Source organism: Bradyrhizobium sp. CCGUVB4N (assembly GCF_024199945.1).
GTDB lineage: Bacteria > Pseudomonadota > Alphaproteobacteria > Rhizobiales > Xanthobacteraceae > Bradyrhizobium.
Window position 1 is genome coordinate 4,862,487 of sequence record NZ_JANADP010000001.1, and the last position, 23,688, is coordinate 4,886,174.

Sequence of the window (23,688 nt, forward strand, 5' to 3'; positions counted from 1 at the left end):
GGACTGACGACGAGGCGCATCTCATGGGTGTCTCAGAACCCTTCATCCGCCGGCCGATCGCAACCTCGTTGCTCGGCATTGCGCTGCTGATTGGCGGCGCGCTCGGCTATTTCGCGCTGCCGGTCTCCGCGTTGCCGCAGGTCGATTTCCCGACCGTGCAGGTGTCGACGCAGCTGCCGGGCGCGAGTCCCGACGTGATCGCTTCACTGATCACAGCGCCGCTGGAGCGGCAACTCGGGCAGATCCCGTCGCTGACGGCGATGAATTCGACGAGTTCGTTCGGCGTCAGCCAGATCTCGCTGCAGTTCGATCTCAACCGCGACATCGACGGCGCGACGCAGGACGTGCAGGCCGCGATCAACGCGGCCGCGGGCGTCTTGCCCAAGACGCTGCCTTACCCGCCGACCTACGCCAAGGTGAACCCGGCGGATGCGCCTGTCATGACGCTGGCGCTGCGCTCGGACACGATCTCGCTGCGCGCGATGAGCGATATCGCAGACACGCTGCTGGCGCAGCGGCTGAGCCAGATTTCCGGCGTGGGTCGTGTTTCCGTGCTCGGCGGGCTGAAGCCGGCCGTGCGCATCCAGGCGGATCTGGCGCGGCTGGCTGCCTACGGCATCGCCATGGAGGATCTCCGCAACGCGATCGCCAACGCGAACGTCTCCGGGCCGAAGGGCTCCCTCGACGGTGCCCAGCAATCCTACATCATCGCGGCCAACGACCAGATCGCCGCCGCCGACGCCTACAGGCCGATCATCATCGCCTATCGCAACGGCTCGCCGGTCACGATCGGCGACGTCGCGCAGATCGTCGACGGGCTCGAGAATGATCGCACCGGCGGCTGGTACCAGGGCACGCCGGCCGTCATCATCGACATCCAGCGCCAGCCTGGCGCCAATGTCATCGACGTCGTCAGCCAGATCCGCGCCGAGATCCCGAAGGTCCAGCGCGCCATACCGGCCGGTGTGCACCTGACCATCGTCTCCGACCGCACCGTCACCATTCGCGCCTCCGTCCACGACGTGCAGTTCACGCTGATCCTCAGCGTGGTGCTGGTGACGCTGGTGGTGCTGTTGTTCCTGCGCTCGCTGCGCGCCACGTTGATCGCCGGCGTGGCGCTGCCGCTGTCGCTGATCACGAGCTTCGGCATCATGTATTTTGCCGGCTTCAGCCTCGACAATCTGTCGCTGATGGCGCTCACGATCGGCACCGGCTTCGTGGTCGACGACGCCATCGTCATGATCGAGAACATCGTGCGCCATATGGAAAATGGCGACAGCGCAATGACCGCCTCGCTCAAGGGCGCGAGCGAGATCGGCTTCACCGTGATCTCGCTGACGGTGTCGCTGATCGCGGTGTTCATCCCGCTGCTGTTCATGTCGGGCCTGGTCGGCCGCATGTTCCGCGAATTCGCGCTGACCTTGACGATCGCGGTCGTGACCTCGGCGGTGGTGTCGCTGACGTTGACGCCGATGATGTGCTCGCGCCTGCTCAAGCACGCCCATGAGGAGCTGGCGGTGCCGGGGCTGGCTGCCATCAGTCGCTTCATCGACCGCACCGTCGAATTCTATCACCGCACGCTGCTCGTGGTGTTGCGGCACCAGCGCACCACGCTGGTCGTGACCTTTGCCACGCTGGTCGCGACGCTGGTGCTCTATGTCGTCGCACCGAAGGGCTTTTTGCCGCTCCAGGACACCGCCTCGATCACGGCTGTGACGGAGGCGGGGCCCGATGTCTCGTTCGGAGAGATGCAGAAGCGGCAGGCCGAGATCGCCGACGCCATCAAGGCCGACCCCGACGTGACCGGCGTGGTCTCGGTGATCGGCGCGGGCTCGGTCAACCCGACCACCAATGTCGGACGCCTGGTCATGAGCCTGACGCCTCGCGGCGAGCGGCGTGACGATGTCAGCGTCGTCATTGCCCGGCTGAAGCAGAAGGTCGCCGGCATCCCCGGCATGACCGTCTACTTCCAGCCCGTGCAGGACGTGCAGATCTCGACCCAGTCGAGCCGATCGCAATACCAGTACACGCTGACCGGTACCGATGCGACGCTGGTGTCGGAATGGGCGAAGAAGCTCGTCGACGAGATGCGGCACGATCCCCTGTTCCGTGACGTTTCCTCGGAGGCCCAGGAGGGCGGCCTGCGCGCGCAGCTCGACGTCGATCGCACCCGCGCCGGGCAGCTCGGCGTCAGCCTGCAGGCCATCACCGACACGCTCAACGATGCCTTTGCGCAGCGGCAGATATCGACCATCTACGGCCAGGCAAACCAGTACCGCGTGGTGCTGGAAGCGCTGCCGATGTACCAGCGCGATCCTTCGATCCTGTCGAAGCTCTATTTGCCGGGCGGGGCCAGCAGCTCGGTGGTCGGCGCGCCCAACGCGCAGGTCCCACTCGACGCGGTGGCGACGCTGAAGCGTACCACGGCGCCGCTGGCGATCTCGCACCAGGCGCAATTCCCGGCGATCTCGCTCTCCTTCAACCTCGCGCCGGGCGCCGCGCTCGGCGATGCCGTCGAGGCGGTGAAGGCGATCGAGACCCGGATCGAGATGCCCAACAGCATCGTCGGCGTCTATGCCGGCGACGCCGCGGAATTCGCCAAGGCGCTCGCCGGCCAGCCCTGGCTGCTGCTCGCTGCCGTGATCACGATCTACATCGTGCTCGGCGTGCTCTATGAGAGCTACATCCACCCGATCACGATCCTCTCGACGCTGCCCTCGGCCGGCGTCGGCGCCATCCTGGCGCTGATCCTGTGCGGGCAGGATCTCTCGGTCATCGGCCTGATCGGCATCATCCTGCTGATGGGCATCGTCAAGAAGAACGCGATCATGATGATCGACTTCGCGCTGGAGGCCGAGCGCGGGCAGGGCATGCCGGCGCATGAGGCGATCGTGCAGGCGTGTCTGTTGCGCTTCCGCCCGATCATGATGACGACGCTGGCCGCGCTGTTCGGCGCGCTGCCGCTGGCGATCGAGAGCGGCACCGGGGCCGAGCTGCGCTTCCCGCTCGGCATCTCCATCATCGGCGGCCTGCTGCTGAGCCAGCTGCTGACGCTCTACACCACGCCGGTGATCTACCTCGCGCTCGACCGCATCAACCGTCGCCTCGAACAGGCGCTGCCGCCGCCGGAGCCCGACGCGCCGCCGACGGCGGGCGCGACCGAGGGGATGCAGTGATGGCGTCGATCTCGGAGCCATTCATCCGCCGCCCCGTCGCAACCACGCTGCTGTCGATCGGGCTGTTTCTGCTGGGGGGCGTCGCCTACGAGTTCCTGCCGGTTGCTTCGGTCCCGAATGTCGACTTCCCCGCCATCTTCGTCTCGGCGAGCCGCCCCGGTGCCGACCCCTCCGTGATGGCCGCGACCGTGGCTGCGCCGCTAGAACGGCGGCTCGGCGAAATCGCAGGCATCAACCAGATCACGTCGACGAGCTCTCTCGGCACGGCCAACATCCAGCTCCAGTTCGATATCGGCCGCAACATCGACAAGGCGGCGCGCGACGTGCAGGCCGCCATCAACGCCGCGCTGGTCGACCTTCCCAGCGACCTGCCGGCGCTGCCGCGCTTCCGCAAGGCGAATACGGCAGGCGCCCCCGTCTTCGTGCTGGCGCTGACCTCCAAGACGCTGTCCGCCAGCGCCATCTACGACGTCGCCGATACCGTGCTGGCGCAGCGCATCTCGCAGGTGCCGGGCGTGGGCGATGTGACCGTGTCGGGCGCGGACCAGCCGGCGGTGCGGATCCAGCTCAATCCGGTGGCGCTGTCGAATGCGGGGATCGCGACCGACGACGTCCGGACCGCCATCATCAACGCCAACCCGCTCGGTCCCGTCGGCATCTTCAACGGCGAGCGCCAGAGCGAGACGCTGTCGCTGAACAGGCAGATGCGCACGGCCAAGGAATTCCGTGACATCGTCATCAAGAGTTCGAACGGCAATTTCGTCCGGCTCTCCGACGTCGCCGACATCGAGGACAGCGTCCGCAACGCGCGCTCCATCGCCTGGTTCAACAAGCAGCCGGCGGTGCTGATCCAGATCACCAAGCAGGGCGACGCCAACGTCATCGACACCGTCGACCGGGTGAAGGCGCTGGTCCCCGAGTTGAAGCAATGGATCCCGGCCGGCGTCGACGTGTCCACGCTGGTCGACCGCACCACCACGATCCGCGCCAGCGTGATGGACATGCAGTGGACGCTGCTCGCGACCGCGGTCCTGGTGATGGTCGTCGTGTTCGTGTTCCTGCGCCGGGTGACGCCGACGGTCGCGGCCGGCATTTCGGTGCCGCTGGCGCTGGCCGGTACCTGTGCCGGGATGTGGGTCGCGGGCTTCTCGATCGACAATCTGTCGCTGATGGCGCTCGCGATCTCGGTCGGTTTCGTGGTCGACGACGCCATCGTCATGATCGAGAACATGTTCCGCAATCTCGAGCACGGCATGCGGCCGATGCAGGCGGCGCTGGAGGGTGCCAAGCAGATCGGCTTCACGGTCGTTTCGATCAGCCTGTCGCTGATTGCCGCGTTCACGCCGCTGATCTTCATGGACGGCATCGTCGGCCGCCTCCTGCGCGAATTTTCGCTGACGCTGACCTTTGCGATCGTGGTCTCGACCCTGGTGTCGCTGACGGTCACGCCGATGATCTGCGCCCATTACATCCGGCAGACCACATCGGGTTCCGCCACGCTGTTCGATCGCCTGATCGAAGGCTCGCTGTCGCGCATCGTCTCGTTCTACGCCCGCACCCTGCGCGCCGTGCTGGAGTTTCCGCTGCTGACGCTGCTGGTGTTCTTCGCCACCATCGGCTTGACGGTGATGCTCTACATCAAGGTGCCCAAGGGCTATTTCCCGACGGACGATTCCGGCTTCGTCATCGGCGCGACGCGCGCCTCCGCCGATATCTCGTTTCAGTCGATGCTGACCCTGCAGCAGCGCCTCGCCGACATCGTGATGCAGGATCCGGCGGTGGCCGGCATCGGCTCGACCGTCGGCAGCGGAGGCGGGGGCCCGGGGGCTGCGACCTCGAACCGCGGCACCATGTTCATCAGCCTGAAGCCGCCGGAGGAGCGCGACCACGTCTCGACGCAGGTGGTGATCGACCGGCTGCGGAAAGCACTGTTTCCCGTGCCCGGCATCCGCCTCTTCATGTTCGCCGCGCAGGACGTCCGCGCCGGCGGCCGGCAGAGCGATTCCGACTATCAGTACACGCTCGCCTCGACGGATCTCGATCTGCTGCAGAAATGGGCGCCGATCGTGGCCAAGCGCATGGAGACGGTCGAGGGCATCACCGACATTTCCAGCGACCGCGATCCCGGCGGACTTCAGCTGACACTGAACATCGACCGCCAGAAGGCGGCCGCGCTCGGCGTCAAGGTCCAGGACATCGACAACGCCCTGAACAACGCGTTCTCGCAGCGCCAGATCGCGATCATCTACACCCAGCGCAACCAGTACATGACCGTGCTGGAGATCGACCCGAAATTCCAGGTCGATCCGTCCAATCTCGAGCGCATCTATGTCGCCGGCGCCAATGACGTGCAGGTGCCGCTGTCCGCCGTGGTGCACGCGACGCGCGGGCTGGCTGCGCTTGCGGTCTATCATTCGCAATCGGTGCCTTCGACGACGGTGTCATTCAATCTGCTGCCCGACGTGCCGCTTCAGGCCGCGACGCAAAACATCCAGCGCGCGGTCGACGAGTTGCACATGCCTGAGGGCATCCGCGGCAGCTTTGACGGCAATGCCGGCGATTTCGCCAAGACCAGCGGCCGGCAGCCGCTGCTCATCCTCGGCGCGCTGGTGGCGATGTATATCGTGCTCGGCGTGCTCTATGAGAGCTTGGCCCATCCACTCACGATCATCTCGACGCTGCCCTCGGCCGGCCTCGGCGCGCTGCTCGCGCTCCAGATCACCAACACGCCGCTGACGGTGATCGCCTTCGTCGGCATCATCCTGTTGATCGGCATCGTCAAGAAGAACGGCATCATGATGGTCGACTTCGCGCTCGATGCCGAACGCCAGCGTGGGCTGTCGTCAGCCGAAGCGATCTTCGAGGCCTGCCAGGCACGCTTCCGCCCGATCCTGATGACGACCATGGCGGCGCTGTTCGCCGGCATTCCGCTGGTCGTCGCGACCGGGCCGGGCACGGAGCTGCGCCGCCCGCTCGGCATCACCATCATCGGCGGCCTGTTCGTCTCGCAGATCCTGACGCTCTACACCACGCCCGTGATTTACCTCCTGATCGACCGTCTGCGCCGGCGGTCCGAGCCGCAGCCGCTCGCGGCGCCGGCGGAATAGGTTGTTGCAGCGCGGCTTCGAGCGTATAGCGGCGGCATGTCGAACCCAGCTGAAACCACGGCCGCAGCGCCGGAGCCGATTCCCGAATGCCCGCACTGCCAGAAGCCGATGCCGCTCTGCATCTGCGACAGTGTCACGCCGATCGAGAATGGCCTCGAGCTCCTGATCCTCCAGCATCCGCAGGAGCAGGACAGGGCGCTCGGCACGGCCCGGCTGCTGGCCCGGCATTTTGCCGATGCGACGGTCCGCGTCGGCCTGTCCTGGCCGAGCTTGTCCAAGGCGCTCGGGCACCCCATTGAAAACGCCTCGCACTGGGCCGTGCTCTATCTCGGCTCGGCCCGCGCAGCCGACCTCGACGTGGAGAGTGAGATCGTCGCGCTCAACCGCAAGGGCGAGGTCGCGGACAACCAGCGCGCCATTCTCGGCAAGCTCGAAGGGGTGGTGCTGCTTGACGGCACCTGGAGCCAGGCCAAGGCGCTGTGGTGGCGCAATCCCTGGATGCTGAAATGCCAGCGCGTGATCCTCAACCCGGCGCACCCGTCGCGCTACGGGCGGTTGCGCAAGGAGCCGCGCAAGGACGGACTGTCGACCATCGAGGCAGCCGCAACGCTGCTGGCGGGCCTCGAGCGGCGTCCCGACATCGCCGAGACGCTGAACGCCAGTTTTGAACGGCTGTTGACGCGCTACCGCGAAGTTCAGGCCGAGATGCCGGAACTGGCGCCAAAGCCGGCGCCAAAAGGCCGGCGACGCGATTTCCGGCGCGGCAAACGGTCCTGATGTGAGCCGATCTCGTCCGTACGGTTGATTGCCCTGTCAGGAGCGGGCAGATACAGACCGTCCGAGCCGGAGCAGAAGGGGCAGCCGAATTCAGAGCGCAGCGAAGGAGATCCTGGCCCAGGCAGCGCAGTTCGATCGTTGGGGCACGCTCGCCCTGATGGACATTTCGCTGCGCTACCGGCGTACCGTGATCGGGCCGCTCTGGATCACGCTGACGCTTGCGGCGACGATCGTCAGTGTCGGCACGGTCTACGCCGCGCTGTTCAGGCAGGATATCACCGCCTTCCTGCCGTCCTTCGCGGTTGGCCTGATCGTCTGGACGCTGATCGCCACGACGCTGCAGGAAGGTTCCAACATCTTCGTGGCCTCCGGCCATCTGATCAAGGCGGTGCCGGCACCGCTGATCGTGCACGTGCTGCAGATGATCGCGCGCAACGTGCTGATCTTCGCCCATCATCTCCTCATCGTCGTCCTGCTCTATGTCGTGATGCCCTGGCCGCTGCACGCGAGCATGCTGCTCGTCGTGCCGGGCTTTGCGATCCTGCTCATCGTGCTGCTCGGCGGCTCGGTCGCGCTTGGCATGCTCTGCGCGCGCTTTCGCGACATCGGATCCGCGATCGTGAGCGGCCTGCAATTCATCTTCTTCCTCACGCCCGTGATCTGGACCGAGGACAGCGTGCGCGGCACCGCGTTCCATTGGCTGACGCGAGTCAATCCGTTCGCGACGCTGCTCGATCTCGTGCGCAGGCCGCTGTTGTCGCAGCCGATGGATGCGGAGCAATGGCTGCTCGGCCTGGCTTACGCAATCGCCGTCGCCGCCGTCGGGCTGGGGTGCTACGCAAAATACCGCCACCGCGTGGCATATTGGCTGTGAGGGGCGGGATGAGCACCACGGCCCATATCGTGCTGCGCAACGTCTCGGTCACGTTTCCGGTGCTGTCGTTCCGCGACCGTTCGCTGCGCAGCCGCTTCGTTCGCGCCGTGACCTTGCGCCGCGAAGCAGCCCGTCCACACATCGTCACCGCGCTCGATGGCATCGACCTCGACATCCGTGCCGGGGATCGCGTCGCCATCGTCGGCGCCAACGGCGCCGGAAAGACCACGCTGCTGCGGGTCCTTGCCGGCATCTACCATCCGACCTCAGGCGGCATCGACGTGCTCGGCCGCTGCCTGTCGCTGTTCGACCTGTCGGCCGGCTTCGACGAAGAGGCGACCGGCTACGAGAACATCATGCGCCGCGGCCTGGTGATCGGTGCCCGGCGGACCGAGATCGATGCGCGGCGCGCGGAGATCGCTGAATTCACCGAGCTCGGCGACCGGCTCGACCTGCCGCTGCGGACCTATTCCAGCGGCATGATGCTGCGCCTGATTTTTGCGGTCGCCACCGCCGTCGAGGGCGAGATCGTGCTGCTCGACGAATGGATCGGCGTCGGCGACCAGCATTTCCGGAAAAAAGCGCGGCAGCGCCTCGACGAGATCGTGGCCCGCGCCGGCATCCTGGTGCTGGCCTCGCACGACGTCGAGCTGATCAAGAGCACCTGCAACCGCGCGATCCTGCTGGAGGAGGGGCGGATCACCGCGGCGGGCACGACTGAGGAGATTCTTGCCAGATACCTCGGGGCTGCCAAGGTGTAACTGGCCGGTCGGGGTTGCCTAAGCCGTTGATCCGCTATATTGCTCCGCCCTTACGGGGCCACGTGGCGGAGTGGTTACGCAACGGTCTGCAAAACCGTGTACACCAGTTCAATTCTGGTCGTGGCCTCCATCACAAGCTTCTGATACTTCAGCATAAATTTTGGTTTGTCCGCGTTCCGCCGATCGTGCGGGCGGAGCCGGCGGAGCCATGCCCACCGGGTTTGCCCGGGGCTTGCTGGAAACCCTCGATTCAGGCCGGATGGCACAACCTTCGCATCTGCGAAGGGATGCAGTCCCGACAATCGAGCGCTGGAGAGCACGTGGGCGAGATCGTCCGATTTATCCCGAAGTCCGAACTGGAGCGGGCCCGTCTCATTGCCGAGGCGCGCGCGATCTATGACAGCATCTTCCCGCCGGCTGAACCCGACCGGGCGCAGCGGGACGACGAGGATCGCGTCAAGAATTGATCGCAGCAGGCCCCGAGGCCCGCAATCAGGTCGGGCCGGAAGGTCTTAGCAGGCGGCGTACCAGCCGTCCGGAAAGGGCACGAGGGGCCAGGCACCCTCATTGTCATTCGCGGCCTTGGGCGTCGCGAAAAAGCTCCACGAGCGGGGCACGAATTCCTCCTCCGGCGCGGGCGCGAAATCTTCATTGATCATGGCGTCGCGGACGGCTTCCAGCATCAAGTTGAATTCGGCTTCGCTCATCACACCCTCCGGAACGCGGATGGCGCACTGTCGCAAAGCCGGTTTGTTTCCCGATTGACCCGATCGTTCGCATTTTAACGATCGGCCGATCGAGATCCGTTTGGTTAGCGATTCCTGAAAAATCCCCAGAGATCCCCGGATGGAACTTTAGGCGTCTCCAGGCAGCGGCCAGTGTGAAAGAGATCACATCCGGCGCGATTTATTCCTCCTACCCATACCCCCACGCCGGCCAACGCAGGCCGGGCGAGCAGGGCAGACAGGAGACTGGTCATGAAGGCGAGGTTCTTGCGGTTTGCGGGTGTGACCAGCCGGGCGCGTCGCGCCTCGACGGTCGGGCTGTTCCTGACGCTGTTCGCCACCGCCGCGAGTGCGCAGCAGGGCACGCCGGAGCAGCGCCGGGCCTGCACCCCCGACGTCTACCGGCTCTGCGCTGGTGAAATCCCGAACGTCCGTGCCATCACGGCCTGCCTGCGCCGTAACCGCTCAAGCTTGAGCGAGGCTTGCCGCACCGTGTTCGACCAGGCAGGCGGCTGACGGCCCCCTGTGGATTTGTGCGCAGCAAGTACTTTGCGCGGTCAGCGCAAATCCGTCAGGCCCGGCCTGTTGATATGCTGCGGAGAAGCTGTTGAAAGGCGGATATCCGACGCAATTCCGAAAGGTCGTCGAATCATATCTGTCAGATTTATGAAGCAGTTTCGTCTGGCAGCAAAACCATCTGATTTGTCGGAGCCTCGTGGCCCGCACGACTGGATCTCGTTTCGGCAAGCCGATCTAGCGCTTGCCGAACCATTCCTCGTAGATCCTCTGATACCTGTCGTTCTCGCGTAGCCCCAAGAGGGCTTCGTTGACCTGCTTGCGCAACGGGCTGCCTGTCGGAAAGACGATGCCGTAATCTTCCTTGTGGAACACCTCGCCGACGGTCCGCGCCGATCCCCGGCCATCGTGGGTCGTGTAGTAAAGCAGCGCGGGTGCATCGAACACGACCGCGTCGATCTCGTGGTTCAACAGGGCATTGTAGAGGTCGTCGACCTTCTCAAACTCGACCATCTGAGCCTTGACCTCGTTCAGATAGGCGGTCGCGGTGCTTCCTCGCGTCGTGCCGACGGTCTTGCCCACGAGATCCTGCGGCCCGTTAATCGGTCCCTTGATCTGTTGCACGGTCAGTGAAGCCGTCAGCTGCGCCGTATAGAAGGCAACGAACACGACGCCCGTGAACATCCACAGCACGGCGACGATCCGCGCCATCCAATGCCGTGGCATTTGATCCGCCTGGGTGGCCAGCGTGCCTGCCGCCCAGAACATCGCATGGAAGATTCCCGGGAAATAGTTCCTGGTTGGAATGATCCCGCTGTGATGCGTGCGCTCGACCAGGAACATCAGGTGCGCCGGCACGAGGATCAGGAGAAGCGCGATGCCGAGCCAGACCAGCAGGGTGCGCGAGAAGAACAGTTGCGCCAGCTCGCGCAGCGGATTGGCCTCGACATTCACGGCCGTGCCGCGAACAAGAATCTGCAGGCCGGAGTTCATGATCGGCTGAGAGAAGTCGAATCTGTCTTCCCGCTCCGACGTGATCGAGATGGCTGCGATGGCGAGATCGGCCTGTCCATGTCCCACGGCATCGAGCAATTCGCGCACATCGGGCAACACGACGTATTCGGTCTCGCGGTTCAGTTGTCTGCCAATGCTGTTCCAGAGCTCGATACTGAAGCCGGTCAGCGTGCCGTTCTTCTCGACGACCATGGGCGGCACGATGCGGGTCGCCACCCGGAGTTTGGCGGTCTCGGCCTGAGCCGCCGACGAGGTCATGCAGACGAGCAGTGCCAATACCAGCCCGCGCACGACATTGGCTACGACCGACCAGGGCAGCCGATCGCTTCGAGCGCGAGAGCTGGTCGCCGGTTGCGGACGAGGCATCGATGGGTTTCCCGGTCTCGAACCGCGCTGGCGGCGGACGCTTGAGGACAGTCCCGTTCCGGATTGATGGCGCAGTCCCGTACAAAACACCATCCCTCGTGTTGGCCGTCGGGCAAAGCACACCGCGCCCCCGTCAATCCACGCCCGGCAACATATTCGCCTTTACGGAAATTCTGATTTGACGCATTCCTCCTCCACCTCACCCCCGGTCAGAGAGGGCGTGACGGTTGGGAGACGGCCGCGCGCCACACCGCCATATCCTGTTCCGGGTCCGCAAGGACTTTCCGTAAAATTGCAACCCGCGCGTGCAAGAAGTCTTGATCCGCGGTCATCTAGAGGTGATGGCGCGCCTTGAACGCAGCCCCGGGCGACAGCGACTAACCCTCCGAGTGCATCAGGATCAGTGGAACGTGATTGAGCTTCCCCCTTGTAAAGCACCAAAATGGTGCTTTAGTGCTTTCCATGAGCCCGTCGCCCCGACATGCGCCATCGGCGCTGCGTTACAGGCTAGCCCCTGACCCGGCCGCCAAGGCCGCGATGGAGGCGACGTTTGGGGCTTATGACCGCATGATGGAGATCCTCGACGAGGTCGCGCGGACCCATAATGTGGGCTCCAACGTCGTGCTTCTGCATGCCCATGCCTATGAGCCGATCCGCAAGGAGACCGCGCTGCCGTCGCGGCTGGTGACGCTGGGCCTGCGCGACCGCGCCGACTATCGCGCGGCACAAGGCCGCCGCCTGCCGCTCGACGACAAGCTCGCCAAGATCAAAGGCCCGGCCACGATTTCGATATCGACCGTACAGGGACGCTTCAGCGTGCCCTTCGACTACGCCGGCTACGCGGAGGGCTGGGGCCAGAGCGTGCCCGCGCACCTGATCCGCACCGACGACGGTTTCGAGGTTCACTACGGCGTCACGCCGAACAGTCTGCCAGAGGAGGAGAACGCTATGGATACCATCGCTGCCGCTCCCGAAAATTTCCTGTCCCGGGTCGGACGTCTGATCGCCGGCATCGCCTATGACGCGATCGAGCAGGCGGAAGGCAACAACAAGCTGAAAGTGGTCGGCCAGGCCATCCGCGAGATCGAGCGCGCCGAAAGCGAGGCGCGCGATGCGCTCGCGGCCGCGCGCGCCGAGGAATATCGCCTCAATGCGCGCCGCACCGAGATCGAACGCGAGATGACCGATCTCGCCGCCAAGATCGAGGGTGCGATCGCAGATGGCCGCGACGATCTTGCCCGCGCTGGCATCGCGCGGCAGATGGACCTGGAAGCGCAATTCGAGGTGCTTTCGCGCGCCATCGACGAGAACAACGAGAAGATCGAGCAATGCGTGACGTCGCTGCGTGCGGTGCTCTCGGCGCTCCAGGATGCCGAGCAGCGGCGCGTCGATTTGGAGAAGAGCGAGGCGGCGGCCAGCCACCAGGCCTCGACCTCGCCCCGCAAACGTGGCGGCACGTCCGCGGCGGGCAAGGCGTTGCGCGCGGGCAGGGCAGTGGCCCGCGTCACCGGCGTGCCGCCGGGCATTCCTTATTCCAGCGACATCGACGAGCTCAGCGCGTTGCATCGCAACAAGGAGATTGCGGCGAGGCTCGCGCGGTTGAAGTCGCGCTCCTGAGGTTCGTGTCATGAGCGCATTGCTCGAACACGTCATGTCGCCCGAGGTCAGGCCGTTCGCGATCGCCGCGGCCATGATCCTCATCGTCGGCACGCTCGAAGTGGTCACGATGCTGGTCGGAGCCTCGCTCAGCGAGATGCTCGGCACCAGCGTCGATTTCAGCCATCCCAGCGACAACGGCGTGATCAACGCCATCTCCTGGATCAATGTCGGCGGCGTGCCGCTGCTGATCTTCCTGCTGCTGGCGCTCGGCGCCTTTTCCATCACCGGCTTCCTGATCCAGGATGTCGCGCGGATGGTGGCCGGTCCCTTGCCGGCCTCGATCGCTTCACTCGCGGCGGTCGTCGTCTCGGTCCCGCTGGTGCGGGGGGCGAGCCGCGGCATCGCCCGGATCATTCCCAAGGACGAGAGCTATGTTGTCGGCCTCGGCGATCTCGTCGGCCGCGTCGGTGAGGTCGTGGTTGGTCCCCTCGACCAGGGACCGCCCGGCCGCGTCAGCGTCGCCGACGTGCACGGCAACAGGCATTTTGTACTGGCGGTCGCCGCACCCGACTCGGCGCCATTGCCGCAGGGGACCCTCGTCCTCCTGGTTGATCGCGTCGACACCCGTTTCGTCGCGGTGAAGGCCGACGATGAACTCAAACCGACCAAACCCACTCTAAGCCAGCAAGTCCATTAGCGGAGAAAGTCATGTTCGACATCGCAGTCCCGGCCATGATCGGCGTCGCGCTGATCGTTGTCCTCGGGATCATCTTCACCATCCTCTATAAGCGCGCCACGCGCGACGAGGCGTTCGTGCGCACCGGCCTCGGCGGCAAGAAGGTCGTGCTCGACGGCGGCGCCATGATCCTGCCGATCTTTCACTCCTATGGCAGCATCAACCTGAAGACGCTGCGGCTGACCGTCGAGCGCAAGGAGCGGGAATCGCTCATCACCAAGGACCGTTTGCGCGTCGACATCGTCGCTGAGTTCTACGTCCGCGTCCGGCCCGACGAGGAGAGCATCGCGCTGGCGAGCCAGACGCTGGGTGCGCTGACCAACGATGCCGAAGCGCTGCGCAACCAGGTCGAGGCCAAATTCGTCGACGGCCTGCGCTCGGTCGCGGCGACCATGACCATTCTGGAGCTCCAGGAAAAGCGTTCGGACTTCGTCAAGCACGTACAATCGACCGTGGAGTCCGACGTCAAGTCGAACGGCCTCGAACTGGAGTCGGTGTCCCTGACCAAGCTGGACCAGACCGACGTCAAGTTCTTCAACCCGGAAAACTTCTTCGACGCCGAAGGTTTGACCCAACTGAAGACCATTACCGAAACCCGACGGCGCGACCGTAACGCCATCGTGCGCGACAACGAGGTGGCGATCGCCCAGAAAGACCTCGAGGCACGGCAGCAGACCCTGACGATCGAGCGGACCAAGAAGGAGGCCGAGCTGTCGCAGGAGCGCGACATCGCCAACAAGACCGCGAGCACCCGCGCGGAAGTCGCGACCGCCACGCAGACCGCGCGCCTGACCGAGGAGAATGCCCGCATCGACACCGATCGGGCCGTCGCGGAAAAGGAGGCGGGAGCCAAGCAGGTCAAGGAAACCGCGGTCATCGAGTCGGACCTCGCCATCAACAAGCGCAAGACCGACGCCCAGCGCGAGATCCAGATCGCCACCCAGGAGAACGAGATCCAGATCGCGTCCAAGAGCAAGCAGACCTCGGAGGCCGTGGCCGAAGCCAAGACTGCGGAAGCGCTGGCCGTCTCCGCAGAGGAAAAGGTCGTCACCGCACGCGCGGTCGAGGTCGCCGATCGCGCCCGCCTGACCCAGGTGCTCGCCGCGCGCACGGAAGCCGAGCGCAAATCGACCGAGCTGATCGTCGCCGCCGAAGCCGAGAAGAAGGCATCGCTCGACCGCGCCGAGGCCGTCAAGACGCTGGCCACGGCCGAAGCCGAGTCCAACAAGATCAAGGCGGTCGGCGTCCGCAACATCGGTGAGGCCGAGGCTGCCGTCATCACCATGAAGAACGAGGCGCAGAACAAGCTCGGCGCCAACGTCATCGATTTCGAGATCGCCAAGAAGCGGATCGAGACGATGCCGTCGGCGCTGGCCGAGATGGTCAGACCGATCGCCAACCTCAAGGACGTCCGTATCCTGCATACCGGCGGCGCTTTTGGCGGCAATGGTAATGGCGCTGCGGGCGGCGGCGTCGGCTTCGGTGAGGGGCTCGCCGGCGAGCTTCTCAAGGTTCACGCGCTGCGTCCGATGATCGACGAGATCCTGCGCCAGAGCGGTTTTGCGCCGGGCGATGATCCCGTGAAGGCGCTGGTCGGCGCCGTGACCGGCAAGGCCAATGGTGCTGCGGTCGCACCGGCGACCGTGCCTGCGCCGGAGAAAGCAAACACCGCCGATCTATGAATGCCGGTTCATTGCTGCTGAGAATTCGAATCGATAAGAACTGGCTCGTTGCGCGTCTCGCGTCGTGCAACGAGCCGGAGCGTGGATTGAGGGCGTGTCGAACCTCTCGATCTCGCTCCGGACGAACCCTCCCAGGCAACGCCATCGGTTGCCGCGGCGCCTGCGCCGATCGACGTCAGGCGCCGGAGCCTGTTTCGATCCGGAGAATTTCACATGAAGTTTTTTCTGTCTGGACTGGTCGCGATCGGACTTGCGATCGTAGCTACTCCGTCGTCGTTCGCCGCCGATGCCCGCAACGTCACCGTCGTCAACGAGACCGGTTATGCCATCAAATTCCTCGGCTTCAACGCACCGGACGATGGCCTGGACGAATGGGACAACGAGCTGGACAAGGTTTTGCAGAACCAGGCCTCGACCTATGTCGAGTTCGAGGAGGACGATGAGGGCTGCGTCTGGAACATCCGCGTCGACTGGCAGAACTATGACGAGTCCGTGCTCTGGAAGAACGTCAACCTCTGCAAGATGACCGCGCTGCGGCTGCGCTACGACCCCGGCACCAAGACCACGTCCTTCATCGCCGAGTAATATCGGCCCGGATGGCCAAGGGGAGGGGCCGGAGAGGCCCTTCCTCGATGCTTTGCTAGGGATGGCGAATTCGTCCTTTGCAAGCGCAACCGGCTTTGTTATACGCAGCCGCGCGCGAACGACTGGTTCGCCTTTTCCTCGGTAGCTCAGCGGTAGAGCATCCGACTGTTAATCGGATGGTCGCTGGTTCGAATCCAGCCCGGGGAGCCAAATTCCGCTTCATTTTCAATTGTTTGCCAACGCTCGCTGATGTGACGCACGACGGTGCTCGCTCAATATCTCAGTCGCGTTCCGTCTGGCCCCCCGCAGAATCGCGATCAAGTGGATGTGTATGGCGGCGGCACCACAGCCACGCCGACGGCGCCAAATCGACTTAATTCAAATCGAGCGTGATCGGGCCGGCCTCTTACGGAGCTGATTCCCATGCCCGACATCCAGATCGACCGCGTCCGCCTGGCCCCCTCGATTCTGCCGGCCGACATTCCAGAACTGAGCGACGATGAGTGCCTGGCCTGTCTCGCCCGTGCGGTCGAGACCCCCGATTCGGCGCGGCTGGACGAAGTCGCGGCCTTGATCGGCCGGCTCGCCGTGGCGATCGAATAGGGCATCTCGCCTCCGATACCTGCGTTGCATCGCCATTGCTTCACCGGCCAACGGACGTGTTGCGTTTTCGCGGAGCCTGCTCCAAATATGCCGCCAACTTTCGTCCGCGGCATCGTCCGCCTTGCAGGGTCCGCAAATGTCCGGTTTCTCGACCGCGCGCCAAAAAATGGTCGATGGCCAGGTGCGCACCAATGACGTCACCGATCGCCGCATTCTCGATGCCATGCTCACGGTTCCCCGCGAGGCCTTCGTGCCGGCGAGCCGGCAGGCGCTGGCCTATCTCGACCTCGATCTCGATGTGAGCGAGGGTGGCGCCAAGCGCTTCCTGATCAAGCCGCAGCTGATCGGCAAGCTGCTCCAGGCCGCCGAGATCGGCGAAGGCGACAACGTGCTGGTCGTTGGCTGCGCCACCGGCTACCTCGCCGCGCTTGCCGCGAAGCTTGCGCACCAGGTCACGGCCACCGAGAGCGATTCGGCTTTGGCCGCGAAGGCCAAAGACGCTTTCGCCGCAATCGGGCTCAGCAACGTCACCTGCAAGGCCGCCGCCAGCGCCGAGGGCGACCCGGCTGCCGCGCCCTATGACGTGATTATCCTCAACGGTGCGACCGAAGTGACGCCGGACGGGCTGTTCGGCCAGCTCCGGGAAGGGGGGCGACTGGTGGGGGTCTCGGCCGAATCGAGGCCGTCGCGGGCCATGATCGTGACCCGTACCCACGGCGAATTCGGCCATCGGCCGCTGTTCGACGCCGCTGCCCCGGTGCTTCCGGGCCTGGAACGGGCCGCCGCCTTCGTCTTCTGACCGCCGAAACCCCGTTAAAATCCCGTTCTGAATCAGAAGTGTGGCCGGGATGCTGCACGTGAAGAGTTTCCGCTGAGAACTCCCCTTGGGTAGTTCCGTTGCGCGCGGCCGCGTCCTATGTTGCTACGGGGCAACGACTCCACTTGGATACGGTAACCAGGCTCGCGGGCACGAGCCTGACGTGAGAATGAACGGATTTTCAAGGATGCATGGGGTGAAGTTCTTCACCGGAGCAGCGGTTTCGGTTCTCCTGGCGGCGATTGCCGGGCCGGCGCCTGCATTGGCGGATACGATCGAGGCCGCGCTGGTTCGCGCCTATCAGAACAATCCTCAGCTCAACGCACAGCGCGCCCAGGTGCGCTCAACCGACGAGAACGTGCCGCAGGCGCTGTCGGGCTATCGCCCCAAGGTCAACGTGACTCTCGGCACCGGGTATCAATATCAGGACATCCAGGCGGTACAGAAGGGTCTGTCGATCCATAACCCCGACCCACTTCAGTCCAACAGCGCCGCCCTGACCGTCAACCAGACGCTCTATAACGGCAATCAGACCGCCAACAAGACGCGCGCTGCGGAAAGCCAGGTGTCAGGCGCGCGCGAAGCGTTGCGCGTGCTAGAGCAGACGGTCCTGCTGCAGGCTGCCACGAGCTACATGGACTACCTGCGGGACGCGGCCACCCTCGAAGTCCAGCGCAGCAACGTGCGCGTGCTCGAACAGACCCTCAAGCAAACGCGCGACCGCTTCAATGTCGGCGAGGTCACGCGCACGGACGTGGCGCAATCCGAGGCCCAGCTGGCTGCCGGCAAGACCCAAGCGCTCACTGCCGAATCGAATCTGACGACGACGCGCGCGAACTTCCGCCGGATCATCGGCAACGAGCCGACGAATCTTGCCCCCGGCTCGCCGGTCGATCGTTTCCTGCCCGGGACGATCGCCACCGCCGTCAGCCTGAGCCTGGTGGAAAACCCCAGCGTCACGGCCGCGATGTACGGCATCGACGTCAACTTTCTTCAGGTCAAGATCAGTGAAGGCGCGCTGCTGCCGACAGTCACGGTTCAGGCTGGTGTCAGTACGGGCTATCAGCAGACCCTGCAGGTTTTCCGAACGAATACGGCGTCCGCTATCGCGACGGCTTCCATCCCGATCTTTCAAGGCGGCGCAGAATACTCGCTGATCCGCCAATCGAAAGAGAACCTGGCGCAGCAGCGCCTGAACCTCGAAACGACGCGCGACCAGACCCGCGCCAACGTCGTGCAGGCCTGGGGCCAGCTCGAAGCCGGCAAGGCGCAGGTGCAATCGGCGCAGGCTCAGGTCACGGCGTCCGAGATCGCGCTGAACGGCGTGCGCGAAGAGGCCAAGGCCGGTCAGCGCACCACGCTCGACGTCCTCAATGCCCAGCAGGCTTTGGTGAACGCGCGCGTCGCGCTCGTCACCGCGCAGCACGACCGCGTGGTCGCGTCCTACTCCGTGCTCAGCGCGGTCGGCCGCCTTGCACCGCAGGTGCTTGGCCTCAGCACCACCGTCTACGATCCGAGCGTGCATTACCAGCAAGTCCGCGACAGCTGGGTCGGCGTGCGCACGCCTGACGGACGCTAAGTCCCGTAGTCCTCCGGTCGGCCTCGCAAACAGACGAGTCCGACCGGCGCTTTGCTTGCAATCATCAAAATCCCTGACATAGCCTTGCCAAGAAGCTGCGGGTCGATTCGCCCCGCATCCAATGTTGCATGCGTAATGCTTGAGTGACGGGGCAGGGGCGCGCCGCCTCACGTTGAGCCGTGATCTGGGGACAAGTCTGGCTGTCGCGACGAAAATGTCGGGGCACACATCCGGAACCGGCCAATCCTGTCGTGCTTGGTGTAAAACAACGCATGCGAGGGCGTTGATGATGTGGAGTCGGAGATGACGCAGCCTGCAAAGGTCACAGAACCCTCCATGGAGGAGATTCTGGCCTCGATCCGGCGCATCATTGCCGACGATGAGGCGAAGCCGCCGCCGGCAGAGGCTGCCAAGCCCGCGCCGGCGCCCGCCGCTCCCGCACCGAAGCCGCAGGCGATGGCCGACATTCCGCCGTCCAAGGTCGCGCCTGCAAAACCTGCTGCCGAGAAGCCTGCGCCACCTCCGGCTGCGAAGCCTGCTCCGGCACCGCCACCGCCTCCCGCGCCCGCAGCGGATGCCGGCCCCAATAGCCAGGACGACATCGACGCGCTGCTGGCAGGGCTCGATACGGCCACGGCCGCGCCCGAGATTCGTGCTCCGGAACCTGAACCCGAGCCCGAACCCGACGTGCTCGAATTGACCGACGAGATGGCGATGGATCCGGAGCCGACACCGGCGCCGCCGCCGCCGAACTTCCGCAGGGTCGAGCCGCGCGACGATCTCGAATTCGCCGAAGCGCCGCCGCCTCGTTCGACACCCGCGCCGTCCTATGCGCCGGTGGATTTCGACGCGCCGCCGCTGCCGCCGCAGCAGCCGATTCTCGCCCAGTCGACCGTCTCGGCAGTCGAATCCGCTTTCAACTCACTGGCCCACACGGTGCTCAGCAGCAATGCGCGGACGCTGGAGGATCTGGTCAAGGAGATGCTGCGGCCGATGCTGAAATCCTGGCTCGACGACAACCTGCCGGGCCTTGTCGAACGCATCGTGAAGGCCGAAATCGAGCGGGTCTCGCGCGGCGGCCGTTGAACGGGGGCCGCCCGGCCCCGATAAAGCCCTGCTCCTGCGTCATAGTCGACCTGCCGGTCGGGCCGGAAAGCCCTTTTGCCGCTGAGCTTTCCGTTGACTTGAACCCCGCGCACGGCTTTCTAGCGCCCCATGATCGAGAAAAACTACCAGCCCGCCGATATCGAAGCCCGCATGTCCGTCGTGTGGGAGGACAGCCTCGCGTTCAAGGCCGGTCGTCCCGACCGCCGCGACGCCGTGCCCTTTACCATCGTGATCCCGCCGCCGAACGTGACGGGCTCGCTGCACATGGGCCACGCCCTCAACAACACGCTCCAGGACATCCTGTGCCGCTTTGAGCGCATGCGGGGCCGCGACGTGCTGTGGCAGCCCGGGACCGACCATGCCGGTATCGCCACCCAGATGGTGGTCGAGCGGCAGCTGATGGAGCGCCAGCAGCCCGGCCGTCGCGAGATGGGCCGCGAGAAGTTTCTGGAGCGGGTCTGGCAGTGGAAGGCCGAGAGCGGCGACACCATCATCAACCAGCTCAAGCGCCTCGGTGCGTCCTGCGACTGGTCGCGCGAGCGCTTCACCATGGACGAGGGCCTGTCCAAGGCCGTCATCAAGGTGTTCGTCGAGCTGCACCGCGACGGCCTGATCTACAAGGACAAGCGGCTGGTGAACTGGGACACCAAGCTCTTGACCGCGATCTCCGATCTCGAAGTGCAGCAGACCGAGGTGAAGGGCCACCTCTGGTATCTGCGCTATCCGATCGAAGGCAAGACGTTCAATCCCGAGGATCCCACGACCTTCATCGTGGTCGCCACGACGCGGCCCGAGACCATGCTCGGCGATACCGGCGTGGCGGTGCATCCGGAGGATGAGCGCTACCAGAAGCTGGTCGGCAAGAACGTCGTCCTGCCGCTGGTCGGCCGCAAGATCAAGATCGTCGCCGACGACTATTCCGATCCGGAAAAGGGCTCGGGCGCGGTGAAGGTGACGCCGGCGCACGACTTCAACGATTTCGAGGTCGGCAATCGCCACGGCCTGCGCCGTATCAGCGTGCTCGACAAGGAAGGCTGCCTCGATCTCGTCGACAACGAGGACTATCTGAAGGGCCTGCCGGAAGGCGCCTCGCAGTTCGCCGAGGAGTTCAACAAGGTCGACCGCTTTGCTGCGCGCAAGCGCATCGTCGAGCGGCTGGAGAGCTTCGGCTTCGTCGAGCGCATCGAGCCGCACACCCACATGGTGCCGCATGGCGACCGCTCCAACAGCGTGATCGAACCGTACCTGACCGATCAGTGGTACGTCGATGCCAAGACGCTCGCAAAGCCTGCGATCGCGGCGGTGCGTTCGGGCGAGACTTCGTTCGTGCCGAAGAACTGGGAAAAGACCTATTTCGAGTGGATGGAGAACATCCAGCCCTGGTGCATCTCGCGCCAGCTCTGGTGGGGCCATCAGATCCCGGCCTGGTACGGTCCCGACGGCAAGGTGTTCGTCGCGGAGACCGAGGAGGAGGCGATCAGCCACGCGCTCGGCTATTACGTCGAGCAGGAAGTCATCACGGCCGAGCAGGGCCGCGAGATGGCGCTCGACCGCAACAAGCGTGAAGGCTTCATCACCCGAGACGAGGACGTGCTCGACACCTGGTTCTCCTCGGCGCTGTGGCCGTTCTCGACGCTCGGCTGGCCCGAAGACGCGCCCGAGGTGAAGCGCTACTACCCGACCAACGCGCTGGTGACCGGCTTCGACATCATCTTCTTCTGGGTCGCCCGGATGATGATGATGGGCCTGCACTTCATGAAGGAGGTGCCATTCTCGACCATCTACATCCACGCGCTCGTCCGTGACGAGAAGGGCGCCAAGATGTCGAAGTCGAAGGGCAACGTCATCGATCCGCTCAACCTGATCGACGAATACGGCGCGGACGCGCTGCGCTTCACGCTGGCCGCGATGGCGGCACAGGGCCGCGACATCAAGCTCGCCACCAGCCGCGTCGAGGGCTATCGCAATTTCGCAACCAAGCTCTGGAACGCGTCCCGCTTCGCCGAGATGAACCATTGCGCCGTGCCCGAAGGTTTCGAGCCGGCGAAGGCCAAGGAGACGCTGAACCGCTGGATCGCGCATGAGAGCGCGCACACCACGCGCGAGGTGACCGAGGCGATCGAAGCCTATCGCTTCAACGATGCCGCCGGCGCGATCTACCGCTTCGTCTGGAACGTCTATTGTGACTGGTATGTCGAGCTCGCCAAGCCCGTGCTGCTTGGTCCGGACAGCTCTGCGAAGGACGAAACCCGAGCCATGGTCGCCTGGGCGCGGGACGAGATCCTGAAGCTGCTGCACCCCTTCATGCCCTTCATCACCGAAGAGCTGTGGGAGGTGACGGCCAAGCGCGACGGCCTGCTCGCGCTGGCGCCATGGCCGCTGAAGCCGTCCGGTCCGACGCCGGAGCAGCTTGCGATGCTCGCGGCTGCGGCCGGACCGACCGATCCGCTGATCTCGCCTGCCTTCGTCATGCCGATCTTCGACCATGCCGACTTCAGCGATCCCAAGGCGGAAGCCGAGATCGGCTGGGTGATCGACCTCATCACGCAGATCCGCTCGGTGCGTGCCGAGATGAACATTGCGCCGGCGACCTTGACGGCGCTTGTACTCGCCGGCGCCTCGACTGAGACCAGGGAGCGTGCGCCGCGCTGGACCGACGTCATCAAGCGCATGGCCCGGCTGTCGGACATCTCCTTCGCCGATCGAGCCCCTGACGGTGCCGTGCAACTCCTAGTGCGTGGCGAGGTGGCAGCGCTGCCGCTGAAAGGCGTGGTCGATTTCGCCGCCGAGCGCACGCGTCTCGACAAGGAGATCGCGAAGGCCGACGCCGACATCAAGCGCGCCGAGTCGAAGCTGGCGAATGAGAAATTCGTCGCCAACGCGGCCGAAGAGGTCGTCGAGGAGGAGCGCGAAAAGCGCGAGGCGGCGCTGGCCCGCAAGGCCAAGCTGCTCGAGGCGCTGGAGCGGCTGAAGCAGGCGTCCTAAACCGATTTCGGGAACGGCTTGCTGAGGAATTTCGAGCCCTTGACGCCATAGCGCCAGGGCAGCTCGACGGCCTTGGTGATGCCGATCCGGATGCCGGTTGCGACCGCGACATCCTCTGTCCGCGCATGCAGCGCGATCGGCGGACGGTCCAGCGGCAGGGTGTTGTGCGCGATGGTGATCCCGAGCGCCTCGGTCAGCTTGCCCGGGCCCGAGCACAGCGCGTGCACATCGACCGCGTGGCGGCGCCGGCGCATCGCGGCGAGGCCATGCGTCGGCTCCAGCGCACGGATCAGCACGGCGGCGGCCGAGCCTTCCTCCTCGCAGACGAAGTTGACGCACCAATGGATGCCGTAGGAACGGTAGACATAGGCAAAGCCGGGCGGGCCGAACATGATCTGGTTCCGCGGCGTCGGGCCGTTGTAGGAGTGTGCCGCAGGCTCGGTATGATGATAGGCCTCGACCTCGACGATGATCCCGCCGACGCCGTCGACCAGCATGGTGGCCCCGATCAGATCGGGGGCGACCTCACGGACGCTGCGCGCGAAAAAGGCACGCTTCAGCGCTTTGCCAAGCCGCGGCGTGGAAGTCATCGAGGTTGGAGCCATTCGAGGTGAGAATCGCCTGAGAACAGAGCAGGATATTGCCCATATCTGCCATGTTCCCTGAAGAGGCGCGAGCC

At 64.9% G+C, this 23,688-nt stretch carries 19 protein-coding genes and 2 tRNA genes; 18 read left to right on the forward strand and 3 right to left on the reverse strand.

Annotation, left to right across the window (positions count from 1 at the left end; translation table 11 throughout):
• The first annotated feature begins 23 nt into the window (after positions 1–23).
• From NLM31_RS22260 to NLM31_RS22290, 7 genes are all read left to right on the forward strand, one after another.
• Positions 24–3,176 (forward strand): efflux RND transporter permease subunit, encoded by a 3,153-nt coding sequence (locus NLM31_RS22260; protein WP_254193665.1) that lies wholly within the window; start codon positions 24–26, stop codon positions 3,174–3,176.
• Entirely contained in the window at positions 3,176–6,283 is a 3,108-nt protein-coding gene (locus NLM31_RS22265) for an efflux RND transporter permease subunit (protein WP_254193666.1), read from the forward strand. Before NLM31_RS22260 ends, NLM31_RS22265 begins: the two co-directional genes overlap by 1 nt.
• A gap of 36 nt (positions 6,284–6,319) precedes the next feature.
• Positions 6,320–7,060 carry a tRNA-uridine aminocarboxypropyltransferase gene (locus tag NLM31_RS22270; protein WP_254193667.1) on the forward strand — a complete coding sequence of 247 codons (741 nt, stop codon included), beginning with the start codon at positions 6,320–6,322 and terminating at the stop codon, positions 7,058–7,060.
• A gap of 157 nt (positions 7,061–7,217) precedes the next feature.
• Positions 7,218–7,934 carry an ABC transporter permease gene (locus tag NLM31_RS22275; RefSeq protein WP_254193668.1) on the forward strand — a complete coding sequence of 239 codons (717 nt, stop codon included), beginning with the start codon at positions 7,218–7,220 and terminating at the stop codon, positions 7,932–7,934.
• Between the two features lie 8 nt (positions 7,935–7,942).
• Positions 7,943–8,695, forward strand: coding sequence for an ABC transporter ATP-binding protein (locus NLM31_RS22280; protein ID WP_254193669.1), 753 nt, complete (start codon positions 7,943–7,945; stop codon positions 8,693–8,695).
• Positions 8,696–8,751: 56 nt separating this feature from the next.
• Positions 8,752–8,825: transfer RNA gene (locus NLM31_RS22285), tRNA-Cys, on the forward strand.
• Positions 8,826–9,015: 190 nt separating this feature from the next.
• Positions 9,016–9,162: a hypothetical protein gene (locus tag NLM31_RS22290; protein ID WP_254193670.1), complete on the forward strand. Its 147-nt coding sequence runs from the start codon at positions 9,016–9,018 to the stop codon at positions 9,160–9,162.
• 45 nt (positions 9,163–9,207) lie between these two features.
• Here NLM31_RS22290 and NLM31_RS22295 read toward each other — a convergent pair whose 3' ends face one another.
• Positions 9,208–9,402: a hypothetical protein gene (locus NLM31_RS22295; RefSeq protein ID WP_254131393.1), complete on the reverse strand. Its 195-nt coding sequence runs from the start codon at positions 9,400–9,402 to the stop codon at positions 9,208–9,210.
• A 270-nt stretch (positions 9,403–9,672) separates the two neighbouring features.
• Between NLM31_RS22295 and NLM31_RS22300 the strand changes: the two genes are divergently transcribed.
• Positions 9,673–9,936 carry a hypothetical protein gene (locus tag NLM31_RS22300; protein WP_254131394.1) on the forward strand — a complete coding sequence of 88 codons (264 nt, stop codon included), beginning with the start codon at positions 9,673–9,675 and terminating at the stop codon, positions 9,934–9,936.
• 237 nt (positions 9,937–10,173) lie between these two features.
• Here the strand turns inward: NLM31_RS22300 and NLM31_RS22305 are convergent, their stop codons facing one another.
• Entirely contained in the window at positions 10,174–11,316 is a 1,143-nt protein-coding gene (locus NLM31_RS22305) for a transporter substrate-binding domain-containing protein (protein ID WP_254193671.1), read from the reverse strand.
• Between the two features lie 453 nt (positions 11,317–11,769).
• On the opposite strand from NLM31_RS22305, the gene NLM31_RS22310 reads away from it, so the two are divergent.
• From NLM31_RS22310 to NLM31_RS22355, 10 genes are all read left to right on the forward strand, one after another.
• Positions 11,770–12,933: a PspA/IM30 family protein gene (locus NLM31_RS22310; protein WP_254193672.1), complete on the forward strand. Its 1,164-nt coding sequence runs from the start codon at positions 11,770–11,772 to the stop codon at positions 12,931–12,933.
• 10 nt (positions 12,934–12,943) lie between these two features.
• Entirely contained in the window at positions 12,944–13,612 is a 669-nt protein-coding gene (locus tag NLM31_RS22315; RefSeq protein WP_254131397.1) for an OB-fold-containig protein, read from the forward strand.
• An 11-nt stretch (positions 13,613–13,623) separates the two neighbouring features.
• Positions 13,624–15,333 (forward strand): flotillin family protein, encoded by a 1,710-nt coding sequence (locus tag NLM31_RS22320; RefSeq protein WP_254193673.1) that lies wholly within the window; start codon positions 13,624–13,626, stop codon positions 15,331–15,333.
• 213 nt (positions 15,334–15,546) lie between these two features.
• Positions 15,547–15,918 carry a hypothetical protein gene (locus NLM31_RS22325; RefSeq protein WP_254193674.1) on the forward strand — a complete coding sequence of 124 codons (372 nt, stop codon included), beginning with the start codon at positions 15,547–15,549 and terminating at the stop codon, positions 15,916–15,918.
• Between the two features lie 135 nt (positions 15,919–16,053).
• A tRNA-Asn gene (locus NLM31_RS22330) sits at positions 16,054–16,128 on the forward strand.
• Between the two features lie 213 nt (positions 16,129–16,341).
• Entirely contained in the window at positions 16,342–16,521 is a 180-nt protein-coding gene (locus NLM31_RS22335) for a hypothetical protein (RefSeq protein ID WP_254193675.1), read from the forward strand.
• Between the two features lie 136 nt (positions 16,522–16,657).
• Positions 16,658–17,320, forward strand: a complete 663-nt coding sequence (locus NLM31_RS22340) for a protein-L-isoaspartate O-methyltransferase (protein ID WP_254193676.1) — start codon at positions 16,658–16,660, stop codon at positions 17,318–17,320.
• Positions 17,321–17,525: 205 nt separating this feature from the next.
• The gene (locus tag NLM31_RS22345) at positions 17,526–18,917 is read left to right on the forward strand and encodes a TolC family outer membrane protein (protein WP_254135405.1); all 1,392 of its coding nucleotides are present in this window, start codon (positions 17,526–17,528) and stop codon (positions 18,915–18,917) included.
• Between the two features lie 303 nt (positions 18,918–19,220).
• Positions 19,221–20,003, forward strand: a complete 783-nt coding sequence (locus NLM31_RS22350) for a PopZ family protein (RefSeq protein WP_254193677.1) — start codon at positions 19,221–19,223, stop codon at positions 20,001–20,003.
• A 129-nt stretch (positions 20,004–20,132) separates the two neighbouring features.
• Positions 20,133–23,009: a valine--tRNA ligase gene (locus NLM31_RS22355; RefSeq protein WP_254193678.1), complete on the forward strand. Its 2,877-nt coding sequence runs from the start codon at positions 20,133–20,135 to the stop codon at positions 23,007–23,009.
• Here NLM31_RS22355 and NLM31_RS22360 read toward each other — a convergent pair.
• Positions 23,006–23,614: a DNA-3-methyladenine glycosylase gene (locus tag NLM31_RS22360; protein WP_254193679.1), complete on the reverse strand. Its 609-nt coding sequence runs from the start codon at positions 23,612–23,614 to the stop codon at positions 23,006–23,008. The genes NLM31_RS22355 and NLM31_RS22360 overlap by 4 nt on opposite strands.
• Between the last annotated feature and the right edge of the window lie 74 nt (positions 23,615–23,688).